This window comes from Serratia sp. P2ACOL2 (assembly GCF_003691565.1).
GTDB classification, from domain to species: Bacteria; Pseudomonadota; Gammaproteobacteria; order Enterobacterales; family Enterobacteriaceae; genus Serratia; species Serratia liquefaciens.
Window position 1 is genome coordinate 258,110 of the sequence record NZ_CP033162.1, and the last position, 18,953, is coordinate 277,062.

The following is an 18,953-nucleotide window of genomic DNA, read 5'->3' on the forward strand; positions in this document are numbered from 1 at the left end:
TCGTTAATGACTCATGACGTAACCGTAAGCACGGTTCCAGCCGTCTTCATCTTTCTGGATATAAACACCCTGCAGTTCTGGTGCAAAACCCGGAAGCAAATTAATACCTTCTTCCAATGCAAGGAAATAACGCTGTGCCGCACCGCCCCATATTTCCCCAGGGACCACACATAAAACGCCCGGTGGATAAGGTAATGCACCTTCGGCCGCAATACGGCCTTCCGCCTTGGCCAGAGAAACCAGTTCAATATTACCGCGGACAAATTCCGTGTTGGCATCTTGTGGATTCATGGCAATGCGAGGGAAATAATTTTTACGGAACATCTCTTTTTGCAGTTCTTTAACGTCGTAACTTACATAAAGATCGTGCATCTCCTGGCAAAGTTGACGCAGGGTATAATTCTTGTAGCGTTGCTCATTGCTTTTATATACCGCTGGCAGGACTTCACAGAGTAATGAATCCTGTTCGATGTGTTTTTCAAAGCGGGCAATCAGCGCCACCAGATGCTGCATTTTGGCGATGTCTTCGGCCGGCGTAAGCAGGAACAGGATCGAGTTGAGATCGCATTTTTCCGGTACGATGCCGTTTTCGCGCAGATAGTTGGCCAAAATGGTCGCCGGAATGCCGAAGTCGCTGTAGTTGCCGCTCGCCGTGTCTATGCCCGGCGTGGTGAGCAACAGCTTGCACGGGTCGACAAAATACTGCGATTCCGCATAGCCTTCAAAGGCATGCCATTTCTCGCCTGGCACAAAGTTGAAGAAGCGCAAATCGTTGGCCATCGTTTCGGTGTCATAAGACTGCCAGGGTTTACCGTCGATCTGGTCCGGGACAAAGGGTTTGATTAACTGACAGGTTTCCAGCAGCATCTTGCGAGCTTCAATCCCTACGCGAACGCACTCCTTCCACAGGCGCTGACCGCTTTTCCCTTCATGCATTTTGGCATTGACGTCCAGAGCGGCAAACAGCGGATAGAACGGGCTGGTAGAAGCATGCAACATAAAAGCGTTATTGAAGCGCTTATGGTTGCAATAGCGACTTTGCCCTTTGATATGTTTGTCTTTTTTATGGATTTGCGAGGTTTGCGAGAAGCCGGCCTGCTGTTTGTGAACGGACTGGGTAACAATGATCCCCGGGTCGTTTTCATTCAGATCGAGCAGTAAAGGCGAACAATCTTTCATCATTGGGATGAATTGTTCGTAGCCCACCCAGGCGGAGTCAAACAGGATGTAATCGCACAGGTGCCCAATCTTGTCGACCACCTGGCGAGCATTGTAAATGGTGCCGTCGTAGGTGCCTAACTGGATGATTGCCAAACGGAAAGGTCGGGCTTCATTGGCGCGTTCCGGCGCCACTTCGCGGATTTGCTGACGTAAGTAACGTTCATCAAAGCAGTGCGCATCAATACCGCCGATAAAGCCAAATGGGTTGCGGGCGGTCTCCAGATACACCGGTGTTGCGCCAGCTTGAATCAGAGCGCCATGGTGATTGGATTTATGGTTATTACGGTCGAACAACACTAAATCACCGCGTGTTAACAGGGCGTTGGTCGCAACTTTGTTTGATGCCGAGGTCCCATTCAGCACGAAATAGGTCTTATCGGCGTTAAACACCTTGGCTGCGTGTTGCTGCGCGGCACAGGGAGCCCCCTCGTGGATCAATAAATCGCCCAGTTTGACGTCCGCGTTGCACATATCGGAACGGAACAGCGTCTCGCCATAGAAATCAAAGAACTGACGTCCGGCCGGATGTTTACGGAAGAATTCACCGCCCTGATGGCCCGGACAGGCAAAGGTGGCGTTACCCATTTCGACATACTGCGTCAGCGTGTTGAAGAACGGTGGCAGCAGATCTTTTTCATATTTTACCGCCGCGGCCTCCAACTGCTTGCCGTAGAACTGGGTGTTTTTCCCGCAGAGTTCAAATACCCCGTGCAGCGCCGGTAATACGGCATTGTCCAACTCTTCTTCGCAGCAAACCGCCACAAACAGCGGGATGTTCAACCCGATCTCTTCGAGATGCGTCACCATGCCCTTCGTAACGTCCTCAACGGACAGCACAATGGCGGCGACATCATTGAAATCGCTGTGATGTACATCGACAATTTCACGTTCTGTTTCAAAGCAGCCCAGTGTTTTTTCATTAGCGGCAATTTTTAACTTTTTCATTTTCTCATTCTTCAGACAAAGGTATTCCACCGGCAAATAATTAAATCTGCCGTTAATACCTTATTAAAATAAAGGTGTACGAGAACCTGGCATGCCGGAAGGCATTCCTGAATTCACTCTATTATTTTGTGGCGGCGTTCTTATCCCATGAAGATGAATTACGATGTTTTCCACTGCATAAGCAACAGGAGTTTATCTCTGTTGAATAGAGTGAAAAATAAGTCGTAATAATGTCTTGCGTTCGGAATAAGGACGAACGAGGAGGGAGGTTATCTGAAGTTAAAGAAAGCGAAGCTAAAGCAACTACGATGAGCCATCATCATAATATGGGTTGTGCGCCTGATATGCGCCATTTTTCTGTTGTTGTTTTCCATTTCTAATCCACCTTTGTGAGTGAAAAGATGGCGCTATTTTAACGCAGGCTTGAGCAAAATATGTGACATACATCACGCATATGCAGCTTTAAGTAAATAACTATTCACTGGTTATGCATTTAGTTGCATAAGAATACCTCTAAAGAGTGATTATGCATGTAAATAGATTGATAACAAATAGCCCTTTCTGCTACCTGATTTTTTCTATGCGGGAGAAATAGCAAAAAAAATTGCGTTTAAGAGGGGCGTATAATGCGCAATTGAAGTGAGTTTGTTTTTATTATGTTATAAGTCTATATAATGATATTTTGTATATAAATTCACTTTATCTGGGTGTTTATTCTGTTTTAATTTTTCCGACATTGTTGTTATTTGTGACCCGCCTCAACAACACGGGTTAAGATGAAACAAGATAACGGGGAGAATTCACAGTGACTATGACCGATGAGCATCAACCTATCGCACAGTTTCTCAGCAAGCAGCACGTACTGACGCTGTGCGCGGGAAACGGCATGGATATGTGGTGCGCCAATTGTTTCTATGTGTTTGACGCCGAGCGGATGGCGCTGTGGTTGATGACCGAAACCCACACCCGTCACGGTGAGCTGATGCTGCAAAACGCCAGCGTGGTGGGCACCATAGCGCCGAAACCGAAGACCATCGCCTTGATCCGCGGCATTCAGTATCGGGCGCAAGCGACGATGCTGAACGGTGAGCAGGAGGCGTTGGCACGGGCACGTTACTGCAAGCGTTTCCCGATAGCCAAGATGATGAAGGCGCCGGTCTGGCAGTTGGATCTGCAGGAGGTGAAGATGACCGACAACACCCTCGGTTTCGGTAAAAAGCTTCACTGGGCGCGGGTCTGAATACCGCAAACTATACTTTTCAGCATCATCAATCAGCGGGAGGGCATATGGCACGGGTATTCATTGTCGGGGCAACTGGGTTGGTGGGTAATGCACTGTTGCATCTGCTGCAGCGTGATCCGCAGGTCACGGCGATCGTGGCGCCAACGCGCAGGCCATTGCCACCGCACGAAAAATTAGAGAACCCGGTGGGGGATGATTTGTTTGCGCTGCTGACTGAATGTGAACAGCCGGTCGATATGGTGTTTTGCTGCCTGGGGACGATCCGCCGCGAAGCCGGTAGCGACGCTAATTTCCATTATGTCGATTACACCCTGGTGGTGGAAAGTGCGCTGACTGGCCGTCGGTTAGGGGCGCAGCATTGTCTGGCCGTCAGCGCGCTAGGCGCGAACAGGCGCTCTACGTTCCTCTATAACCGCACCAAAGGGGAAATGGAGCAGGCGCTGCGTGAACAGAATTGGCCGCGCCTGACGCTGGTGCGGCCATCCATGCTACTGGGGTCACGGCCCTCGCCGCGCTTGCTGGAGCGCCTCACCGCGCCGCTGTTTAAATTGCTGCCCGGAAAATGGCGAGCGGTGAGTGCCAAGGACGTGGCGCAAACCCTGCTGGAACAGGCGTTCAGCCCTGGCGACGGCGTTAGGGTGCTGGAATCCGATCGGCTGCATTGTTACCGCAGTGTACGCTGAGATTATCGAACGCCAGCTCCAGGCCAGACGGCAGTTCATTGTCCGTCAGCCACAAATCGAGATGATGGCTGATGTGCGTCAATAGGGTACGGCCAGGTTGCAAGCGTTGCTGAATTTCCTGCGCACGGGTCAAATCGTTGTGGTTACGCGGTGCCTGCGGCTGAGGGGGCAGGCTGCAATCGAGCACCAGCAAATCCAACGGCACTCCGCGTAGAAAAGCGTCGGTATCGGGCGGCAGGCCGACGGTATCGGTCAGGTAGGCGAGCGATGCCCCAGCGGCCTGGATCAGATAGCCCAGCGTGATTTTTGAATGCTGCAGCGGTAACGGTGTGATGCGCAGCCCGCCCAGTTCAAGGGGTTCGAAGGGGGTTAACGGCGGTTGAAACGCCAGAATACCAGGGTGTTTGAACAGGTCATCGCAGCCCTGCTCGTCTGCCGGACCATAGACGGGAATAAAATTTCCGCACCCCCAACGCAAAGGAAATAACCCCTGTACGTGATCCATGTGGTAATGTGTCAGTAAAAAACGTTGAATTTCCCCCGCCGAAAAACGCCGTTCCAACGACGGTAATCCCGCATCCAGCAAGGTCGTTTCCCCCTGAAATTTGAGCATGGCGCTGCATGGTCTTCGCCGAAAAGCCGGCTCGCGCCTCGCCCGCTGACAGACCAGACAATCACAGCCAAACACCGGGATCTGTTGCGCGCCACCGGTGCCGAGAAACGTCAGTTGCATGTCGTCACTCCCGATTATAAATACTTCTCCGCGAAGGCATGGATATCACGGAAATCCGCCAACCGTTGTTGCAGCGTCTGGTGGTCCCAGTGCCACCACTGGCTGCGCTCAATGCGTTCGATCAGGGCGTCGTCGAAACGCATGCCAATCTTTTTGGCCGCTACGCCGGCGACAATCTCATAGGGGGCGACATCTTTGGTGACGACGGCCGCGCTGCCGATAACGGCACCGTTGCCGATGCTGACGCCGGGCATGACGATGGCGTTATGACCGATCCAGACGTCGTGGCCGATAGTCACATGCTGTTCGCGCCGCCAGTCGAAGAACGCTTCGTCGTCTTCTCCCAGGTCATACTCTGAAGCGCGGTAGGTGAAATGGTGTTGGGCGATACGCTGGTAAGTGGGGTGATTGCCAGGATTAATGCGTGCATAAGAGGCAATTGACACGAATTTGCCGATGGTGGCGTAAAAAATCTGGTTGTGTCCGGCGGTATAGGAGTAGTCACCCATCTCCACCTCTTCCAGAATCGCATCGTCGGCCAGATGTACATATTGGCCTAAGCGACTGCGGTTAAGCGTCACGTTGTTACCGATTTTCGGCTGTGCAGCATCGTTCATGGCACGGCATCCTGTGGTTGTTTTGCCAAAGAGGGCAGCAGCGCCAACAGCGCCGCCAGCGTGTCATCAAGGTTGCCGTCGTTATCCAACCGTCGGCAACCGGCAGGGAGTTTTTCCTGGTACTCTGCCGCTCGCGCCAATCGTTGTTCGATCTGCTCGGCATTTTCGCGTCCGCGGTTTTGCAACCGCTGGCGGAGAATATGCGTACTGACCTGCAGGCAAACCGGCAGCAGCTGTGCGCCATAACGCTGCTGCGCCTGCAATAAGTGAGCGCGCGAGCCATTGACCACCACATCGATCCCCTGCAGCAACCAAAGATCCACTTCGATCCCAAAAGCGTAATGATGCTGGTGCGCGTGCCAGTCGAGGGCGAACAGGCCTTTGGCGCGGCGGCGCAAAAATTCGGGTTCACTGAGCGCAATATGGTTCTCGCAGCCGGCGTCTGCCGGCCGGGTGATATAACGGTGCGCCACCAGCGGCGCACTGTCGGCATGGGCGCGCAGGGCGGCCAGCAGGCTGTCTTTCCCGGCCCCGGAAGGCCCCATCAGATAGATAAGCTGTGCCATCAGAACACCTGCTTGCCCTGGCGCCACACGTTCTGCACGTAGATATGCTCGCCGTGCGGCCGCGCCAGTACCAAATCTGCCCGTAATCCTTCGGCGATGGTCCCGCGATCCTGCAAGTCCAGCGCTTTCGCCGGGTTGCGGGTGATCATCTGCACCGCCTGCGGCAAGCCGTAGCCGTTGCGCTCGTCGGCCGCGATACGAAATGCCGCATCCAGCAGGCTGGCCGGGTAATAATCGGAAGACAGAATATCCAACACCCCCAACGCCGCCAGATGGTGCGCTGCCACGTTGCCGGAGTGGGAACCGCCGCGCACGATATTCGGCGCCCCCATCAGCACCTGTAATCCTTGCTGATGCGAGGCCAGGGCCGCGGCTTCGGTGGTGGGGAATTCGGCAATGGCGCTGCCCAGCGCACAGGACTCGGCTACGTGTTCGGCGGTCGCGTCGTCGTGGCTGGCAAGAGAGATCTTGCGTGCCCGGCAGTGAGCGGCGATCGCTTCGCGGTTTGGCGTGGCCCAGCGAGCGGAAAGCCCGATTTGCTGCTCCTCAAAGTCGCTCATCTGCTGGTCATTGAGGTTGTATTTGCCCTGATAATATTCGCGGTATTTTTCTCGCGAAGCGAACTGGCGCTGACCCGGCGAATGGTCCATCAACGACACCAGAGACACGCCCGGCTTGTCCATCAGCTGTTCGAACAACGGCAGGGTGCTGTCGTGCGGCAGTTCGCAGCGCAGGTGCAACCGGTGTTCGGCGCGATTCACCCCCGCACGCTGGCTGTGGATCACCGCGTCGATCATTTTTTGCAGGTTCTCCAGCCGATGACCGCCGTCGCGTACGTCGCCAATGGCCACTGCGTCTAGCACGGTGGTGATGCCATTGGCCACCATCAATGCATCATGGCTGCTCATGGCCGAATGGGCCGGCCAGTCGACGTTAGGGCGCGGGGTGAAAAACTTGTCCAGGTTGTCGGTGTGTAATTCGATCAGGCCAGGCAGCAACCAGCCGCCTTCACCGTTCAGTGCCTGGGGTAACTGACTGGGCGTATCGGCAAAACTGCGGATCGTGCCGTCGTTGATCTCCAGCGATCCTTCGACAACCTGATCTTCCAGCACCAGCTTCACGTTATTGATGATCATCAGAGGATCTCCAGCGCCTGTGGCGCCTGCATGTCATATAACCGGTCGGCGACCTGCTGACGGACGCCCTCATCATGAAAAATGCCGACGATAGCCGCGCCGCGCCGTTTAGCCTGTTCGATCAAGGCGACCACTGCCGCGCTGTTGCGGCTGTCGAGTGACGCCGTGGGTTCGTCCAGCAGCAAAATCGGATAATCGACAATAAAGCCGCGCGCAATGTTCACCCGCTGTTGCTCGCCGCCGGAGAAAGTCGAAGGCGCCAACTGCCACAGACGCTGCGGCACATTGAGCTGGTTAAGCAAGGTTTCGGCGCGTTCACGGCATTCGGCGCGATCGGCACCCTGTTCCAGTAACGGCTGCATCACGACGTCCAGTGCGCTGATACGAGGGATCACTCGCAGGAACTGGCTGACCCAGCCAAGGGTATGACGGCGAACCGCCAGGATTTGGCGCGCTTCGGCCTGCACCATGTCCAGCCATTCCCCCTGATGGTTGACCCAGATATGGCCGCTGTCGGGCAGATAGTTGGCATACAGCGAGCGCAGCAGGGTTGATTTTCCGCTGCCGGAATGGCCGTGCAGCACCACACACTCGCCGCTGCTGACCGTCATGTTGGCGTCGTGCAATACCGGCAGCCGCGTGCCGTGCTGCTGGTGGAGCACAAAGGTTTTGCTGAGGTGTTCAACCCGGATTTGAATAGTCATCTGTTATTACCTTGAGTTACGACAGCACCGAAGAAACCAGCAGTTGGGTATAAGGATGGTGTGGATCGTCCAGCACCCGGTCGGTCAGGCCGCTTTCCACCACCTCGCCCTGTTTCATCACCAGCAAGCGGTGCGCCAGCAGGCGCGCCACGCCGAGATCGTGGGTGACGATCACCGCCGCCAACTGCATTTCCACCACCAAAGTGCGCAGCAGATCGAGCAGCCGCGCCTGCACCGAAACGTCCAGACCACCGGTGGGTTCGTCCATAAATACCAGCTTCGGGTGGGTCACCAGATTGCGGGCGATCTGCAAGCGTTGCTGCATGCCGCCGGAAAAGGTGGTCGGCAGATCGTCAAGGCGCGACAGCGGGATCTCAACGTCTTCCAGCCACTGCCCGGCCTGACGGCGGATGTCGCCATAGTGGCGCTGGCCGATGGCCATCAGCCGTTCGCCGATGTTGCCGCCGGCGGAAACCTTGGGCCGCAGCCCGTCGAGCGGGTGCTGATGCACTACGCCCCAGTCGGTGCGCAGCAGGCGGCGGCGATCGCTTTCCGCCATCGCATATAAATCATGCTGTTGCCCGGCCTGCGGACGGTAGAGGATCTGCCCTTGCTGCGGCGCCAGCCGCGCAGAGATCGACTTCAGCAGGGTGGTTTTGCCGGAGCCGGATTCGCCGACGATGCCCAGCACTTCACCGGGGTAGATATCGAAAGACACATCGCTAAAGCCTTTGCCCGGCGCGTACAGGTGGGTCAGGTTAGCCACCGACAGCAGCGGCGTGGTGCTCAGAGGGGTGGAAGTCATCAGTGCTGCGCCTCTTGCGAAGGTTGCGCCAGTTGCTGCTGGCAGTAATCGGTATCGGAGCAGACGAACATGCGGTTGCCCTGGTCGTCGAGCACCACCTCGTCCAGATAACTGTGGCGCGAGCCGCACAGCGCGCAGGGCTCGTCCCACTGCTGTACGCTGAACGGATGATCGTCGAAGTCCAGGCTCTCCACTTTGGTAAAGGGTGGCAGGGCATAGATACGTTTCTCGCGTCCGGCCCCAAACAGCTGCAGCGCCGGCATCATGTGCATTTTCGGGTTATCGAATTTGGGGATCGGCGACGGATCCATCACGTAGCGGTCATTGACCTTCACCGGATAGGCGTAGGTGGTGGCGATGTGGCCGTAGCGCGCGATGTCTTCGTACAGCTTCACCTGCATCACGCCATACTCTTCCAGCGCATGCATTTTGCGGGTCTCGGTTTCTCGCGGTTCGATAAAGCGCAGCGGCTCAGGGATCGGCACCTGATAAATCAGGATCTGGTCTTCGCGCAGCGCGGTTTCCGGAATGCGGTGACGGGTCTGGATCAGCGTAGCCTCGGGCGTGCGTTCGGTGGTGGCGACCCCGGCGACGCGCTGGAAGAAGCGGCGAATCGACACGGCGTTGGTGGTGTCGTCGGCGCCCTGATCAATCACCTTCAGCACGTCGGCACGGCCAATCACGCTGGCGGTCAACTGAATGCCGCCGGTGCCCCAGCCGTAGGGCATCGGCATTTCACGGCCGCCGAACGGCACCTGATAACCGGGGATGGCGATTGCCTTCAAAATGGCGCGACGGATCATGCGCTTGGTTTGCTCGTCCAGGTAGCCCAGGTTGTAGCCGGTTAATACCTCACTCATTGCGGGCCTCCTGACGCTCGCTAAATTCCTGGCGCAGACGCTTAAGCAGTTCCAGCTCTGCCTGGAAATCGACGTAGTGCGGCAGTTTAAGGTGGGAAACAAAGCCGGCGGCTTCGACGTTATCGGCATGGGCCAGCACGAACTCTTCGTCCTGCGCCGGGCTGGCGATGCCTTCGTCGTACTCGGGGCTTTGCAGTGCACGGTCTACCAGCGCCATTGCCATCGCCTTGCGTTCGGCCCGGCCAAACACCAGACCATAGCCGCGGGTGAAATGCGGCGGCTGGTCAACCGGATCGATAAAACCGTTAACCATCTCGCATTCGGTTAGCAGGATTTCGCCGATATCAATGGTGAAACCCAGCTCTTCTGGCGTGATCTCCGCTGAAACATAGCCGGTGCGGATCTCGCCGGCGAACGGGTGGGTACGGCCGTAGCCACGTTGGGTGGAGTAGCTCAGCGCCAGTAAAAAGCCTTCATCACCGCGCACCAATTGCTGCAGTCGCGCTGAGCGTGAGCAGGGGTAAACCGGAGGATTACGGGTGATATCGTCCGGTATACTGCCGTCGTCCCGCTCCGCCAACGCCAGCTGTTGCTGACTGAGCAGATCAAACACGTGGGCGCAGTTTTCCGGCAAGGGTTCGTCCGCCTGTGGTGCGCGGGGGGCTTCTCCTTCCGCCAGCAACGCGAAATCCAACAGCCGGTGGGTGTAATCGTAGGTTGGCCCCAGCACCTGTCCGCCGGGCAAGTCCTTGTAAACTGCCGAGATGCGGCGCTCCAGTCGCATATTTTCTGTCGCCAGCGGTTCGCCGATCGCCAGGCGCGGCAGAGTGGTACGGTAGGCGCGCAGCAGGAAAATGGCCTCGACCAGATCGCCGCTCGCCTGCTTGATGGCCAGCGCCGCCAGCTCAGGATCGTAGATGCCGCCCTCGGTCATGACCCTGTCCACGGCCAGGCCCAGCTGCTGCTCAATCTGCAGTGCGCTCAGTTCCGCCACGCTGTCATCGCCGCGCCGCAGCTGTTCCTGTAACTGATGGGCGGCCTCAATGGCTTTTTCGCCCCCTTTAACGGCAACGTACATCAGCACACCTCCACGTGGGTGGTTCGCGGTAACGCCAACAGGCATTCGCCGCAGGTCAGCAGGAAATCCAGCCCCAGCGGGAAGCGCTGCGGGCGGTTAAGCAGGTAATCCAGCAGCGCCGGCGGCAGCTGCGGTGAAATAATTCGTTGATGTTCGATGCCTGGCCCGGTCAGGCGCAGGGCGGTGCCTTGTTCCAGGCTAGCTAACTGCACAATCACCGTAGCGCTGAACTCGGGGGAAATTTCGCTGCCGCGCGGCAATGCCTGTAAATCGGTCGCCTGCAGTTGGCTATCGAACAGGGCGAAACACACCTCTTCGGCGCGCTCGGCCAGCGGTGCGCCGCTGTGGAAGCGAATGTTTGTTAGCGCTTGCTCACTTTTTAGCTCAGGACTCAGCTGGATCGGAGTTTCCTGATCCGCCAGGGTCAGCAAGGCAGCGGTACTGGCGGCATTCAGCCTGTCCCAGGTCGGGCTGCCTTGCAGCGTAACCACATGCCCAGGCTCGCTTAACGCCTTAAGAATTAAGCGGAAAGTCTGCTGAGATTGGTCGATCGGCTGGGTAAAACCTGTCAGTAGGCTCATGATTAATCCCCTCGCACCAGCGTAAAGAAGTCCACCCGGCTGGAGGCGACGGCCCTTGCACGCAGCTGGCGTTGCTCGTGTTGCAGCGCGGCCAGCGGCTCTATCAGCTGTTGTTGCAGCAATTCGGCCTGCTCCGGCAGTTGCAGCAGGGCATCCAGCAGCGCGCAGAGTTCGGCATGCGCCTTATCGCGCCCGGCGATATAGCTGTAGCCATAGCCGCCGTTTTCGAGCTGGACCACCGCACGGGTGACGGTCATGTCGCCCAAGACGAAGCGGCGGCCAGTGGCCCCCATGCGCCCCTGCAACTGCGCCAGGCCAATCTCCGGTGCACGGATGCTCTGGTAGCGCGGGTTGATATTCAGCGCCTGCCAGTGGCTGCGCAACTGGGCCGGCTGGCTGTGCGCCAGTACCGACATCCAGCGTTGTCTCGGCTGTAAGGCTTGCATTTAGTGCTCCATCGTCAGTTCAATCATGTCGGCGCGCGCCAGGCTGACGGAGTATTCCGCCACGTTGTCGCTGCCGGTGCAGACGTTCAGGGTGCGCACGCACAGCAGCGGCGCCTGGGTGGCAATTTCCAGCATCCGGCTCTCTTTGGCCTGGGCCCGGCGCGCACTGATGCGTGTCTGGCTGCGGGTCAGCGGCTGGTGGATGTTTGATTCGATAAATTCGTGCAGCGAACCGCTGTGGAACTGCTGTAGCGCCGGCCACCAGTCCAGATCGGGCAGATAGTGGTCGATCAGGCTCATCGGTACGCCGTTGACCCGGCGCAAAGTGCGAAGGTGGATCACCGTTTCGCCTTCTTCCCGTGACAATGCGCTGGCAACATGCCCATTGCACGGGCGTAGTACAGCGAGTAAGCGCTCACTTGTGGGGTGGCTTCCCTGCTCGAACAGGTTCTGACTGAAACGGGTATTGGCATGCAGCGGGTAGTCGTAGGGGCGCATCAACACCAGAATGCCGATCCCGTGCCGGCGTTGCAGCCAGCCGCGCTCCACCAATTGATCGACTGCACGACGCAGGGTATGGCGATTGACCTGATAGCGTTCCGCCAATTGCTGCTCGGAAGGCAGGTAGTCGCCACAGCGGTATTGGGTGCGCAGCTCTTGTTCCAGCTGCGCGGCGATTTGCTGGTAGCGGGTGGGAAAACTGGTCGGATGTCTAGATAAGTCCATCATAATAAAAAACCTCGGTGGCCATAACGACATAAAAATATGCGGTTTATCGGCATGTCTTACAGTGCTTACCCTGCGGCTTGAAAGACGACGGGTAGGTCCCGTGGTGAAGTTGGCATCATCTTGCAGGCGTCAGATGACAATCGCGTTACGCGTCGGTGGCGAACAGATGAACTATTTTGGACAGGCAGATGATGCGCAGGGGGCCGCTGCGCGCTAAGCTGACGCTATTGATGATTGAACCGAGTTAATCTAAGCCCATGCCACATCCCCTGACTGCAACTGAACACCGCGCGCGCCCTTGGCCGTGGTGGAAACCGGCGCTGTTTCTGCTGGTGGTGGCCATCGGCCTCTACTACGTCAAATGGCAGCCTTATTACGGCAAGGCCTTTCTGGCGGCTGACACGCATTCCATCGGCAAATCGATACTGGTCAACGACGACAGCAGCCCGTGGCTGGCGGCCTGGCATTACGCGCTGGTCTATTTCACGGCGGTATGGAAGGCGGCGGTGCTCGGTGTGGTGTTGGGCTCATTGGTGCAGGTGCTGATCCCACGCGATTGGTTGATGCGCACGCTCGGCCATCCGCGTTTTTCCGGTACCTTGCTGGGCGCGGTGATCGCACTGCCGGGCATGATGTGTACCTGTTGTGCCGCGCCGGTAGCTGCCGGATTACGGCGTCAGTCGGTGTCCAGCGGGGCAGCGATGGCGTTCTGGCTGAGTAACCCGGTGCTGAATCCGGCCACGCTGATTTTTATGGGCTTTGTGCTCGGCTGGCAGTTTGCCGCAATCCGGCTGGTGGCTGGGGTGATCATGGTGCTGGGCATCGCCTGGCTGGTGCAGCGTGCCACTGCCAGGGATCCGCAGCCGGCGGCTTTGCAAACGCCGCTGCTGCCGCTGGATAAAGCTGACGAAAAGCCGTTTTTCGGCCGCTGGCTCAAGGCGCTGTGGTCGCTGTTTTGGTCCACCATACCTGTCTACATTCTGGCGGTATTGGCGCTAGGGGCCGCGCGCGTTTGGCTGTTCCCGTATGCCGATGGGGCGATAGATAATAGTGTGTTGTGGATTATTGGCCTGGCGATCGCCGGTTGCCTGTTCGTGATCCCGACGGCGGCGGAAATCCCGATTGTGCAGACTCTAATGCTGGCGGGCATGGGCACCGGCCCGGCGCTGGCGCTGTTGATGACCCTGCCGGCGGTCAGCCTGCCTTCGTTGCTGATGCTGAACAAGGCCTTCTCTGCCAAGGCACTGTGCCTGACAGCGCTGTTGGTTGCGCTGTGTGGGATCGTCACGGGCGTGGTAGGAATGGGGTTGGTATAAATTGTTTAATAAATAGTCTTTCATTCGTATTTGCGTTGTCACAAATGTGCTAACGTTGGCAGGTTTTCAGTTGTTAAATATTGAGCGAATGCAGGAGTATCAAGATGGAAAGCCGTATCCAGTTTCGCATTGAGGATGAGACTAAACGTTTGGCGCAGAAAGCCGCAGAAGCCAAGGGGATCACTTTGAGTGAGGCGTGTCGACGTTTGGCTGAGCAAATGGCGGATGAGCAACGGGCCACTGAGCAACATGAAAATTGGTTGAAAGAAAAGGTTGATGCCGCTTTTGCCCGTTTGCATGAAGGAAGTGCGGTCTATCTTGACCAGCAACAGGTTGATGAAAACATGGATGCCTTTAAGGCAAAAGTCCGAGCGAAATACGACCGAAAATAAGGATCGTTATGCGTGTCGAATGGGATGAAGAAGCGCTACGGGACAGGGAACGTATTTTTGATTTTCTCTATCCTTTTAATCCACAGGCTGCTGAGCAGGCTGATGCTGAGATTGATAAGGCAGTGAAGCGCCTGTTGGATTACCCTGAACTCGGTAAAATTTGGTACAGACAGGCGCGTAAGTTATTGGTCAGCCAGGCTTCGTTATTAGTTTTATACGTTGTTGTCGACGACGTGATTAAGGTTTTAGCCGTTGCTCATCAACGAGAGAAACTCCCCGACATAGAGAACTAACGCAGCTTATGCACCACCTGATTAGCGCTGCCGCGCCAAATCAGCGCCGGATCTTTTAAGTCCTGCACAAACTTTCCGTCAATCAACACGTTAATCCTGTCCACTATCTGCATTTGCTGCGCATCCAGCTCCGCCAGCCGGTAGCCGGTCCACAGCCAGATATCCTTGCCCGGGCATTCGGCACGCACCCGTTTCACCAGTTGCAGCACCGCCGCGACGTTGGCGGGGTGCAGGGGATCGCCACCGGACAGCGACAGCCCCTGGCGCGGAATGCGCGTATCGTTCAGGTCGGCAATCAACCGGTCTTCCATCGTCTGGGTAAACGGCTGGCCGGAGTTAAGCCGCCAGGTACTTTTGTTGTAGCAGCCAGGGCACTGGTGCACGCAGCCGGCAACAAACAGCGTGCAGCGGGTGCCGGGGCCGTTGACGACATCAATGGGGTAATACTGGTGATAATTCATGCGAGGTCTGCCCATCTGGCTATTTTACTTGCCATTTTCCCCCCGGGCAGTGCTCTGAATACTCACGTACTGCGTGTACGCTCCGTTTCTTCCGCGCTGGCCGAGGGTAAATTGGCGGCGACAATCACGCCCGATGAACAGACTTATGCTCAGCAGGCTTGACGATCTTTGCTTCAGCCGATCTGCCCGTTCCCCAGGTGTTTCACCCGGCGTTTCACCTCTTCTTGCTTGCCGGCATTGAACGGCCTGGCGTCCGGGCTGCCGAGATAGCCGCACACCCGGCGGGTGACGGAGACCTTGGATGGCTCGTGGTTACCGCATTTCGGGCAGGTGAAGCCCTTGCTGGTGCAAGAGAATTCTCCGGTAAAGCCGCACTCGTAGCATTCATCGATGGGCGTGTTGGTGCCGTAATAGGGCACGCGGCTGTAGCTGTAATCCCACACGTCTTCGAGCGCTTTCAGGTTGTGCTGCAGGTTCGGGTATTCGCCGTAACAGATGAAACCGCCGTTGGCCAATGGCGGATAGGGGGCTTCAAAATCCAGCTTGTCGTAAGGATTGACCTTTTTCTCTACGTCGAGGTGGAAGCTGTTGGTGTAATAGCCTTTGTCGGTCACGCCAGACACCACGCCGAAATCGGCGGTATCGAGCCGGCAGAAGCGATCGCACAGGTTTTCGCTTGGCGTGCTGTACAGGCTAAAGCCGTAACCGGTCTCGGCTTTCCAACTTTCCGTGGCGGCCCGCAGGTGCGCAACGATGGCGATCGCCTTGGCGCGCAGCGTTTCATCGTCGTATACGTGTTGTTCGTTGCCGAACAGGGCGTTGATGGTTTCATGCAGACCGATGTAACCCAGCGAAATAGAGGCACGGCCATTCTTGAAGATCTCGGCAATGTTGTCGTCTGCCTTCAGGCGTACGCCGCAGGCGCCTTCCATATACAAAATAGGGGCCACGCGCGCCTTGATACCTTCCAGCCGGGCAATGCGCGTCATCAGCGCTTTTTTCGCCAGCAGCAAGCGCTGATCCAGCAGATCCCAGAAGCGGCTTTCATCGCCCATGGCCTCCAGCGCAATACGCGGCAGGTTCAGGCTGATCACGCCGATATTGTTGCGGCCATCGTGTACCAGCTCGCCCTCTTCTTCGTAAGTGCCGAGGAAGCTGCGGCAGCCCATCGGCGTTTTGAACGAGCCGGTGACTTTCACCACCTGATCGTAATTGAGTATGTCTGGATACATGCGTTTGCTGGCGCACTCCAACGCCAACTGCTTGATGTCGTAATTCGGATCGCCGTACTGATGATTCAGGCCGTCGCGGATGGCAAACACCAGTTTAGGGAATACAGCCGTTTTACGGTTTTTGCCCAGCCCGGCAATGCGGTTACTCAGGATAGAACGTTGGATCAAGCGTGATTCCCAAGAGGTCCCCAGCCCGAAACCGAAGGTGACGAACGGCGTCTGGCCATTGGCGGTGTGCAGGGTGTTGACCTCGTATTCCAGCGACTGGAAGGCGTCGTAACACTCTTTTTCTGTGCGCGCCATGGCATAGCCTTGCGCATCCGGGATCTGCCACTGTTCGGCGACCTGCTGGTGTTTGTTAAAGCTTTCGGTGACGAACGGCGCCAGGATCTCGTCGATACGGTTAATGGTGGTGCCGCCATAAATATGGCTGGCCACCTGCGCGATGATTTGCGCGGTCACTGCGGTAGCGGTGGAGATCGACTTCGGGGGTTCAATCTCGGCGTTACCCATCTTGAAGCCGTTGGTCAGCATGCCCTTCAGGTCGATCAGCATGCAGTTGAACATCGGGAAGAATGGCGAGTAGTCGAGATCGTGGTAGTGGATCTCGCCTCGCTCATGGGCCAGCACCACGTCACGCGGCAGGATGTGCTGCTTGGCATAGTGCTTGGCGACGATCCCGGCCAGCAGATCGCGCTGGGTGGGGATCACCTTGCTGTCTTTATTGGCGTTTTCATTGAGCAATGCCACGTTGCTTTGCTCGACCAGGCCGCGGATCTCCTGGTTCAACCGTCCACGCAGTTCACGCGCAACGTCACGATCGTGACGGTACTCAATATAGGCCCGCGCCAGCTGCTTGTATTCGCCGGCCATAAGCTGGTTTTCCACTGCCCGCTGGATTTCATGGATATCGACGCGCGGCTGCTGTGATATCTGTTGAGCGACTACGCGGGCGACGGTTGCGCAGTAGTCCGCATCGACGATCCCCACGGCCAGCGCGGCCCGCTCGATCGCTTGCCCAATACGTGCCTCGTCAAAAGGTACCTGACAACCGTCCCGTTTAATCACTACTGGTTTCACGTTGTTACTCCTTGTTCCCCGAGGGAGCGTTGATGCCCTGCCTTGCAGATTTCAGCCTGAAAGCTAGCGGGTATCGGTATGATTTCAGCTTATCCACAGGGCAATGCCGCAGCACGCAAGGGCTGAGGCGATGTGTGGATGATTTTGTGGATAACTACTATATATAGTTGCTGTCGTTTCTTAATGCACTATATATAGATGTTGGTGGAGTTCTTTTGACGTAGGACAAAGAAAATGAAAGAGCGCGCGTAAGCTGTACAGACGTTAATTTTGGCCTGAATGCTCAGGCCGGACGAGAGTGGAAATGTTCGAGCAGGAACTCAACCCAGACGCGCACTCGCGGGGGCAGATCGGCCGAGGCATAGTACAACCACAGTTGGGTTGGCTGCGGCCAGCATTCTGCCAGCACCGGCAGCAGGGTACCCTGCGCAAAGTGATGCTCCGCATACCAACGCGCCAGACAGACGATGCCCAGGCCGGCCAGCGCCGCATCCAGTAACATCTCCGGCCGACTGGCCACCAGGCGGCCATGCAGCTCCAGCGTTTTGGCTTCGCCATGTCGATGCAACGGCCATTTTACGCTGCGGCCGGTGGCCGGGTTACGGTGCAGCAGACAATTATGTTGCAGCAGATCGTCAGGATCCTGCGGCGTGCCGTGCTGCGCAAGATAGCCGGGCGAGGCCGCCAGAACCATCTGCATCGGATACAGTGGCCGCGCCACCAGCCGGCTGTCGGGATCGACCCGGCTGCCGATGCCGACGTCAAATCCTTCGCCCACCAGATTAACCACGCGGGCATCCAGTGAGAGATCGAGATCGATCTGCGGATAACGTTCTAGGAATTGCGGGATCAACGGCATCAGGATCTGGCGGCCGAAGCCGGGGATCATGCTGACGCGCACCGTGCCGGAAGGTGCCTGCTGCGCGCTACCGGCAGTTTCCAGCGTGGCGGACAGCGCCTGCCATAGCGGTGCGACTTGCTGCAACAGCGCCTTACCTTCGTCGGTGAGCACCACATTGTGGGTATTACGCTGGAACAACCGCAGCGCCAGCTTTTCTTCCAGCACGCGAATATTTTTACTGATTGCCGCCGGGGTGACGCCCAGTTGGCGCGCGGCGGCGGAGAAATTCTGCGCCTGGGCGGCCGCGAGAAAGGCCGGCAGCAGGCGGTGCACGTCAAAGGGCAGCGACATAGTGGTTGATACTTTCAGTTGAAATTGAAGTGACGATTCACAGCCTACACCCGGGGCGCTGGAAATGGAAAAATGCGTTATCAAATCTTAATCAAGGATCCTTTATGTCGCGTATTTTAGTGTTGACCGCCCACCGTTTTCCCGACGAATCACGCATCAACAAAGCGCTGATCGAAGCGCTTCGTCCTTTGCCTAACGTCACTGTCCACGAACTGATGCGTGCTTACCCGGACTATCAAATCGACGTGGCGCGTGAGCAAGAGCTGCTGCAAAACCATGATGCGGTGGTGATGCTGTTCCCGTTCTATTGGTACAGCTCACCGGCGATTCTCAGCGAGTGGCAGGATGCGGTATTAACCCACGGTTTCGCCTACGGCAGTGAAGGTACCCAACTGCATGGCAAGCCCTTGCAACTGGTGGTCACCACCGGCGGCAATCAGCAGGCCTATACGGCGGAAGGGTATAACCGCTATCCGGTCGAGGATTTGCTGCGACCGTTCCATGCGATGGCCAACCTGACCGGCATGGATTATCTGCCGCCGCATCTGGTGCAGGGCGTCTTTGATATGAGCGATGAGCGTCTGGCGCAAGAGGCCGCCGGAGTGGTGGCTCTGTTGAAAAAAGAGTAGGGCGCAGCCTG

General features: G+C 57.0%; 22 protein-coding genes. 6 read left to right on the forward strand and 16 right to left on the reverse strand.

Annotation, left to right across the window (positions count from 1 at the left end; translation table 11 throughout):
* Window positions 1-3: 3 nt before the first annotated feature.
* Together speF and speFL are read right to left on the reverse strand one after the other, a co-directional pair.
* Complete coding sequence (gene speF / locus EBA31_RS01290; RefSeq protein WP_122076776.1) at window positions 4-2,166, reverse strand: ornithine decarboxylase SpeF; 2,163 nt, start codon at window positions 2,164-2,166, stop codon at window positions 4-6.
* Between the two features lie 269 nt (window positions 2,167-2,435).
* A complete protein-coding gene (speFL, locus tag EBA31_RS01295; protein WP_112363015.1) occupies window positions 2,436-2,540 on the reverse strand; it encodes a leader peptide SpeFL in 105 nt (34 codons plus the stop codon).
* A 437-nt stretch (window positions 2,541-2,977) separates the two neighbouring features.
* Here speFL and EBA31_RS01300 point away from each other — a divergent pair, with 437 nt between their 5' ends.
* Window positions 2,978-3,406, forward strand: coding sequence for a YhbP family protein (locus tag EBA31_RS01300; RefSeq protein WP_020824971.1), 429 nt, complete (start codon window positions 2,978-2,980; stop codon window positions 3,404-3,406).
* A 47-nt stretch (window positions 3,407-3,453) separates the two neighbouring features.
* Window positions 3,454-4,092 (forward strand): NAD(P)H-binding protein, encoded by a 639-nt coding sequence (locus EBA31_RS01305; RefSeq protein ID WP_122076780.1) that lies wholly within the window; start codon window positions 3,454-3,456, stop codon window positions 4,090-4,092.
* Here the strand turns inward: EBA31_RS01305 and phnP are convergent.
* From phnP to phnF, 11 genes are read right to left on the reverse strand one after another with little or no spacing between them, the layout of a single operon-like run.
* Window positions 4,043-4,825, reverse strand: a complete 783-nt coding sequence (gene phnP / locus EBA31_RS01310; protein ID WP_122076783.1) for a phosphonate metabolism protein PhnP — start codon at window positions 4,823-4,825, stop codon at window positions 4,043-4,045. The genes EBA31_RS01305 and phnP overlap by 50 nt on opposite strands.
* A 14-nt stretch (window positions 4,826-4,839) precedes the next feature.
* Window positions 4,840-5,442: a DapH/DapD/GlmU-related protein gene (locus EBA31_RS01315; RefSeq protein ID WP_116691395.1), complete on the reverse strand. Its 603-nt coding sequence runs from the start codon at window positions 5,440-5,442 to the stop codon at window positions 4,840-4,842.
* Entirely contained in the window at window positions 5,439-6,008 is a 570-nt protein-coding gene (gene phnN / locus EBA31_RS01320; protein ID WP_020824975.1) for a ribose 1,5-bisphosphokinase, read from the reverse strand. Before phnN ends, EBA31_RS01315 begins: the two co-directional genes overlap by 4 nt.
* Window positions 6,008-7,144 carry an alpha-D-ribose 1-methylphosphonate 5-triphosphate diphosphatase gene (gene phnM / locus EBA31_RS01325; RefSeq protein ID WP_048762825.1) on the reverse strand — a complete coding sequence of 379 codons (1,137 nt, stop codon included), beginning with the start codon at window positions 7,142-7,144 and terminating at the stop codon, window positions 6,008-6,010. The genes phnN and phnM overlap by 1 nt, the downstream gene beginning before the upstream one ends.
* Window positions 7,144-7,848 (reverse strand): phosphonate C-P lyase system protein PhnL, encoded by a 705-nt coding sequence (phnL, locus tag EBA31_RS01330; RefSeq protein ID WP_020824977.1) that lies wholly within the window; start codon window positions 7,846-7,848, stop codon window positions 7,144-7,146. Before phnL ends, phnM begins: the two co-directional genes overlap by 1 nt.
* 16 nt (window positions 7,849-7,864) lie before the next feature.
* Window positions 7,865-8,653: a phosphonate C-P lyase system protein PhnK gene (phnK, locus tag EBA31_RS01335; protein WP_020824978.1), complete on the reverse strand. Its 789-nt coding sequence runs from the start codon at window positions 8,651-8,653 to the stop codon at window positions 7,865-7,867.
* Window positions 8,653-9,513 (reverse strand): alpha-D-ribose 1-methylphosphonate 5-phosphate C-P-lyase PhnJ, encoded by an 861-nt coding sequence (locus EBA31_RS01340; protein WP_020824979.1) that lies wholly within the window; start codon window positions 9,511-9,513, stop codon window positions 8,653-8,655. The genes phnK and EBA31_RS01340 overlap by 1 nt, the downstream gene beginning before the upstream one ends.
* Entirely contained in the window at window positions 9,506-10,591 is a 1,086-nt protein-coding gene (locus EBA31_RS01345; protein ID WP_048762826.1) for a carbon-phosphorus lyase complex subunit PhnI, read from the reverse strand. Before EBA31_RS01345 ends, EBA31_RS01340 begins: the two co-directional genes overlap by 8 nt.
* Window positions 10,591-11,172, reverse strand: a complete 582-nt coding sequence (phnH, locus tag EBA31_RS01350; RefSeq protein WP_122076786.1) for a phosphonate C-P lyase system protein PhnH — start codon at window positions 11,170-11,172, stop codon at window positions 10,591-10,593. The genes EBA31_RS01345 and phnH overlap by 1 nt, the downstream gene beginning before the upstream one ends.
* 2 nt (window positions 11,173-11,174) lie before the next feature.
* The gene (phnG, locus tag EBA31_RS01355; RefSeq protein WP_046374634.1) at window positions 11,175-11,618 is read right to left on the reverse strand and encodes a phosphonate C-P lyase system protein PhnG; all 444 of its coding nucleotides are present in this window, start codon (window positions 11,616-11,618) and stop codon (window positions 11,175-11,177) included.
* Window positions 11,619-12,344, reverse strand: coding sequence for a phosphonate metabolism transcriptional regulator PhnF (gene phnF, locus EBA31_RS01360; RefSeq protein WP_170868571.1), 726 nt, complete (start codon window positions 12,342-12,344; stop codon window positions 11,619-11,621). It lies immediately after the preceding gene.
* Window positions 12,345-12,604: 260 nt separating this feature from the next.
* On the opposite strand from phnF, the gene EBA31_RS01365 reads away from it, so the two are divergent.
* The 3 genes from EBA31_RS01365 (at window position 12,605) to EBA31_RS01375 (ending at window position 14,348) form a co-directional block, all read left to right on the forward strand.
* On the forward strand, window positions 12,605-13,663 hold the full coding sequence (locus tag EBA31_RS01365; protein ID WP_122076789.1) for a permease: 1,059 nt from the start codon (window positions 12,605-12,607) through the stop codon (window positions 13,661-13,663).
* Window positions 13,664-13,767: 104 nt separating this feature from the next.
* The gene (locus EBA31_RS01370) at window positions 13,768-14,055 is read left to right on the forward strand and encodes a type II toxin-antitoxin system RelB/DinJ family antitoxin (protein ID WP_122076792.1); all 288 of its coding nucleotides are present in this window, start codon (window positions 13,768-13,770) and stop codon (window positions 14,053-14,055) included.
* Window positions 14,056-14,063: 8 nt separating this feature from the next.
* The gene (locus tag EBA31_RS01375; protein ID WP_122076795.1) at window positions 14,064-14,348 is read left to right on the forward strand and encodes a type II toxin-antitoxin system RelE/ParE family toxin; all 285 of its coding nucleotides are present in this window, start codon (window positions 14,064-14,066) and stop codon (window positions 14,346-14,348) included.
* Here EBA31_RS01375 and nrdG read toward each other — a convergent pair.
* The 3 genes from nrdG to EBA31_RS01390 form a co-directional block, all read right to left on the reverse strand.
* Entirely contained in the window at window positions 14,345-14,809 is a 465-nt protein-coding gene (nrdG, locus tag EBA31_RS01380; protein WP_046374631.1) for an anaerobic ribonucleoside-triphosphate reductase-activating protein, read from the reverse strand. The two genes, EBA31_RS01375 and nrdG, sit on opposite strands and share 4 nt — an antisense overlap.
* A gap of 173 nt (window positions 14,810-14,982) precedes the next feature.
* Entirely contained in the window at window positions 14,983-17,121 is a 2,139-nt protein-coding gene (gene nrdD, locus EBA31_RS01385; protein WP_020824988.1) for an anaerobic ribonucleoside-triphosphate reductase, read from the reverse strand.
* A 283-nt stretch (window positions 17,122-17,404) separates the two neighbouring features.
* Window positions 17,405-18,313: a LysR family transcriptional regulator gene (locus EBA31_RS01390; RefSeq protein ID WP_020824989.1), complete on the reverse strand. Its 909-nt coding sequence runs from the start codon at window positions 18,311-18,313 to the stop codon at window positions 17,405-17,407.
* Window positions 18,314-18,417: 104 nt separating this feature from the next.
* On the opposite strand from EBA31_RS01390, the gene EBA31_RS01395 reads away from it, so the two are divergent.
* Window positions 18,418-18,942 (forward strand): NAD(P)H-dependent oxidoreductase, encoded by a 525-nt coding sequence (locus EBA31_RS01395; RefSeq protein ID WP_048762834.1) that lies wholly within the window; start codon window positions 18,418-18,420, stop codon window positions 18,940-18,942.
* The last annotated feature ends 11 nt before the right edge of the window (window positions 18,943-18,953 follow it).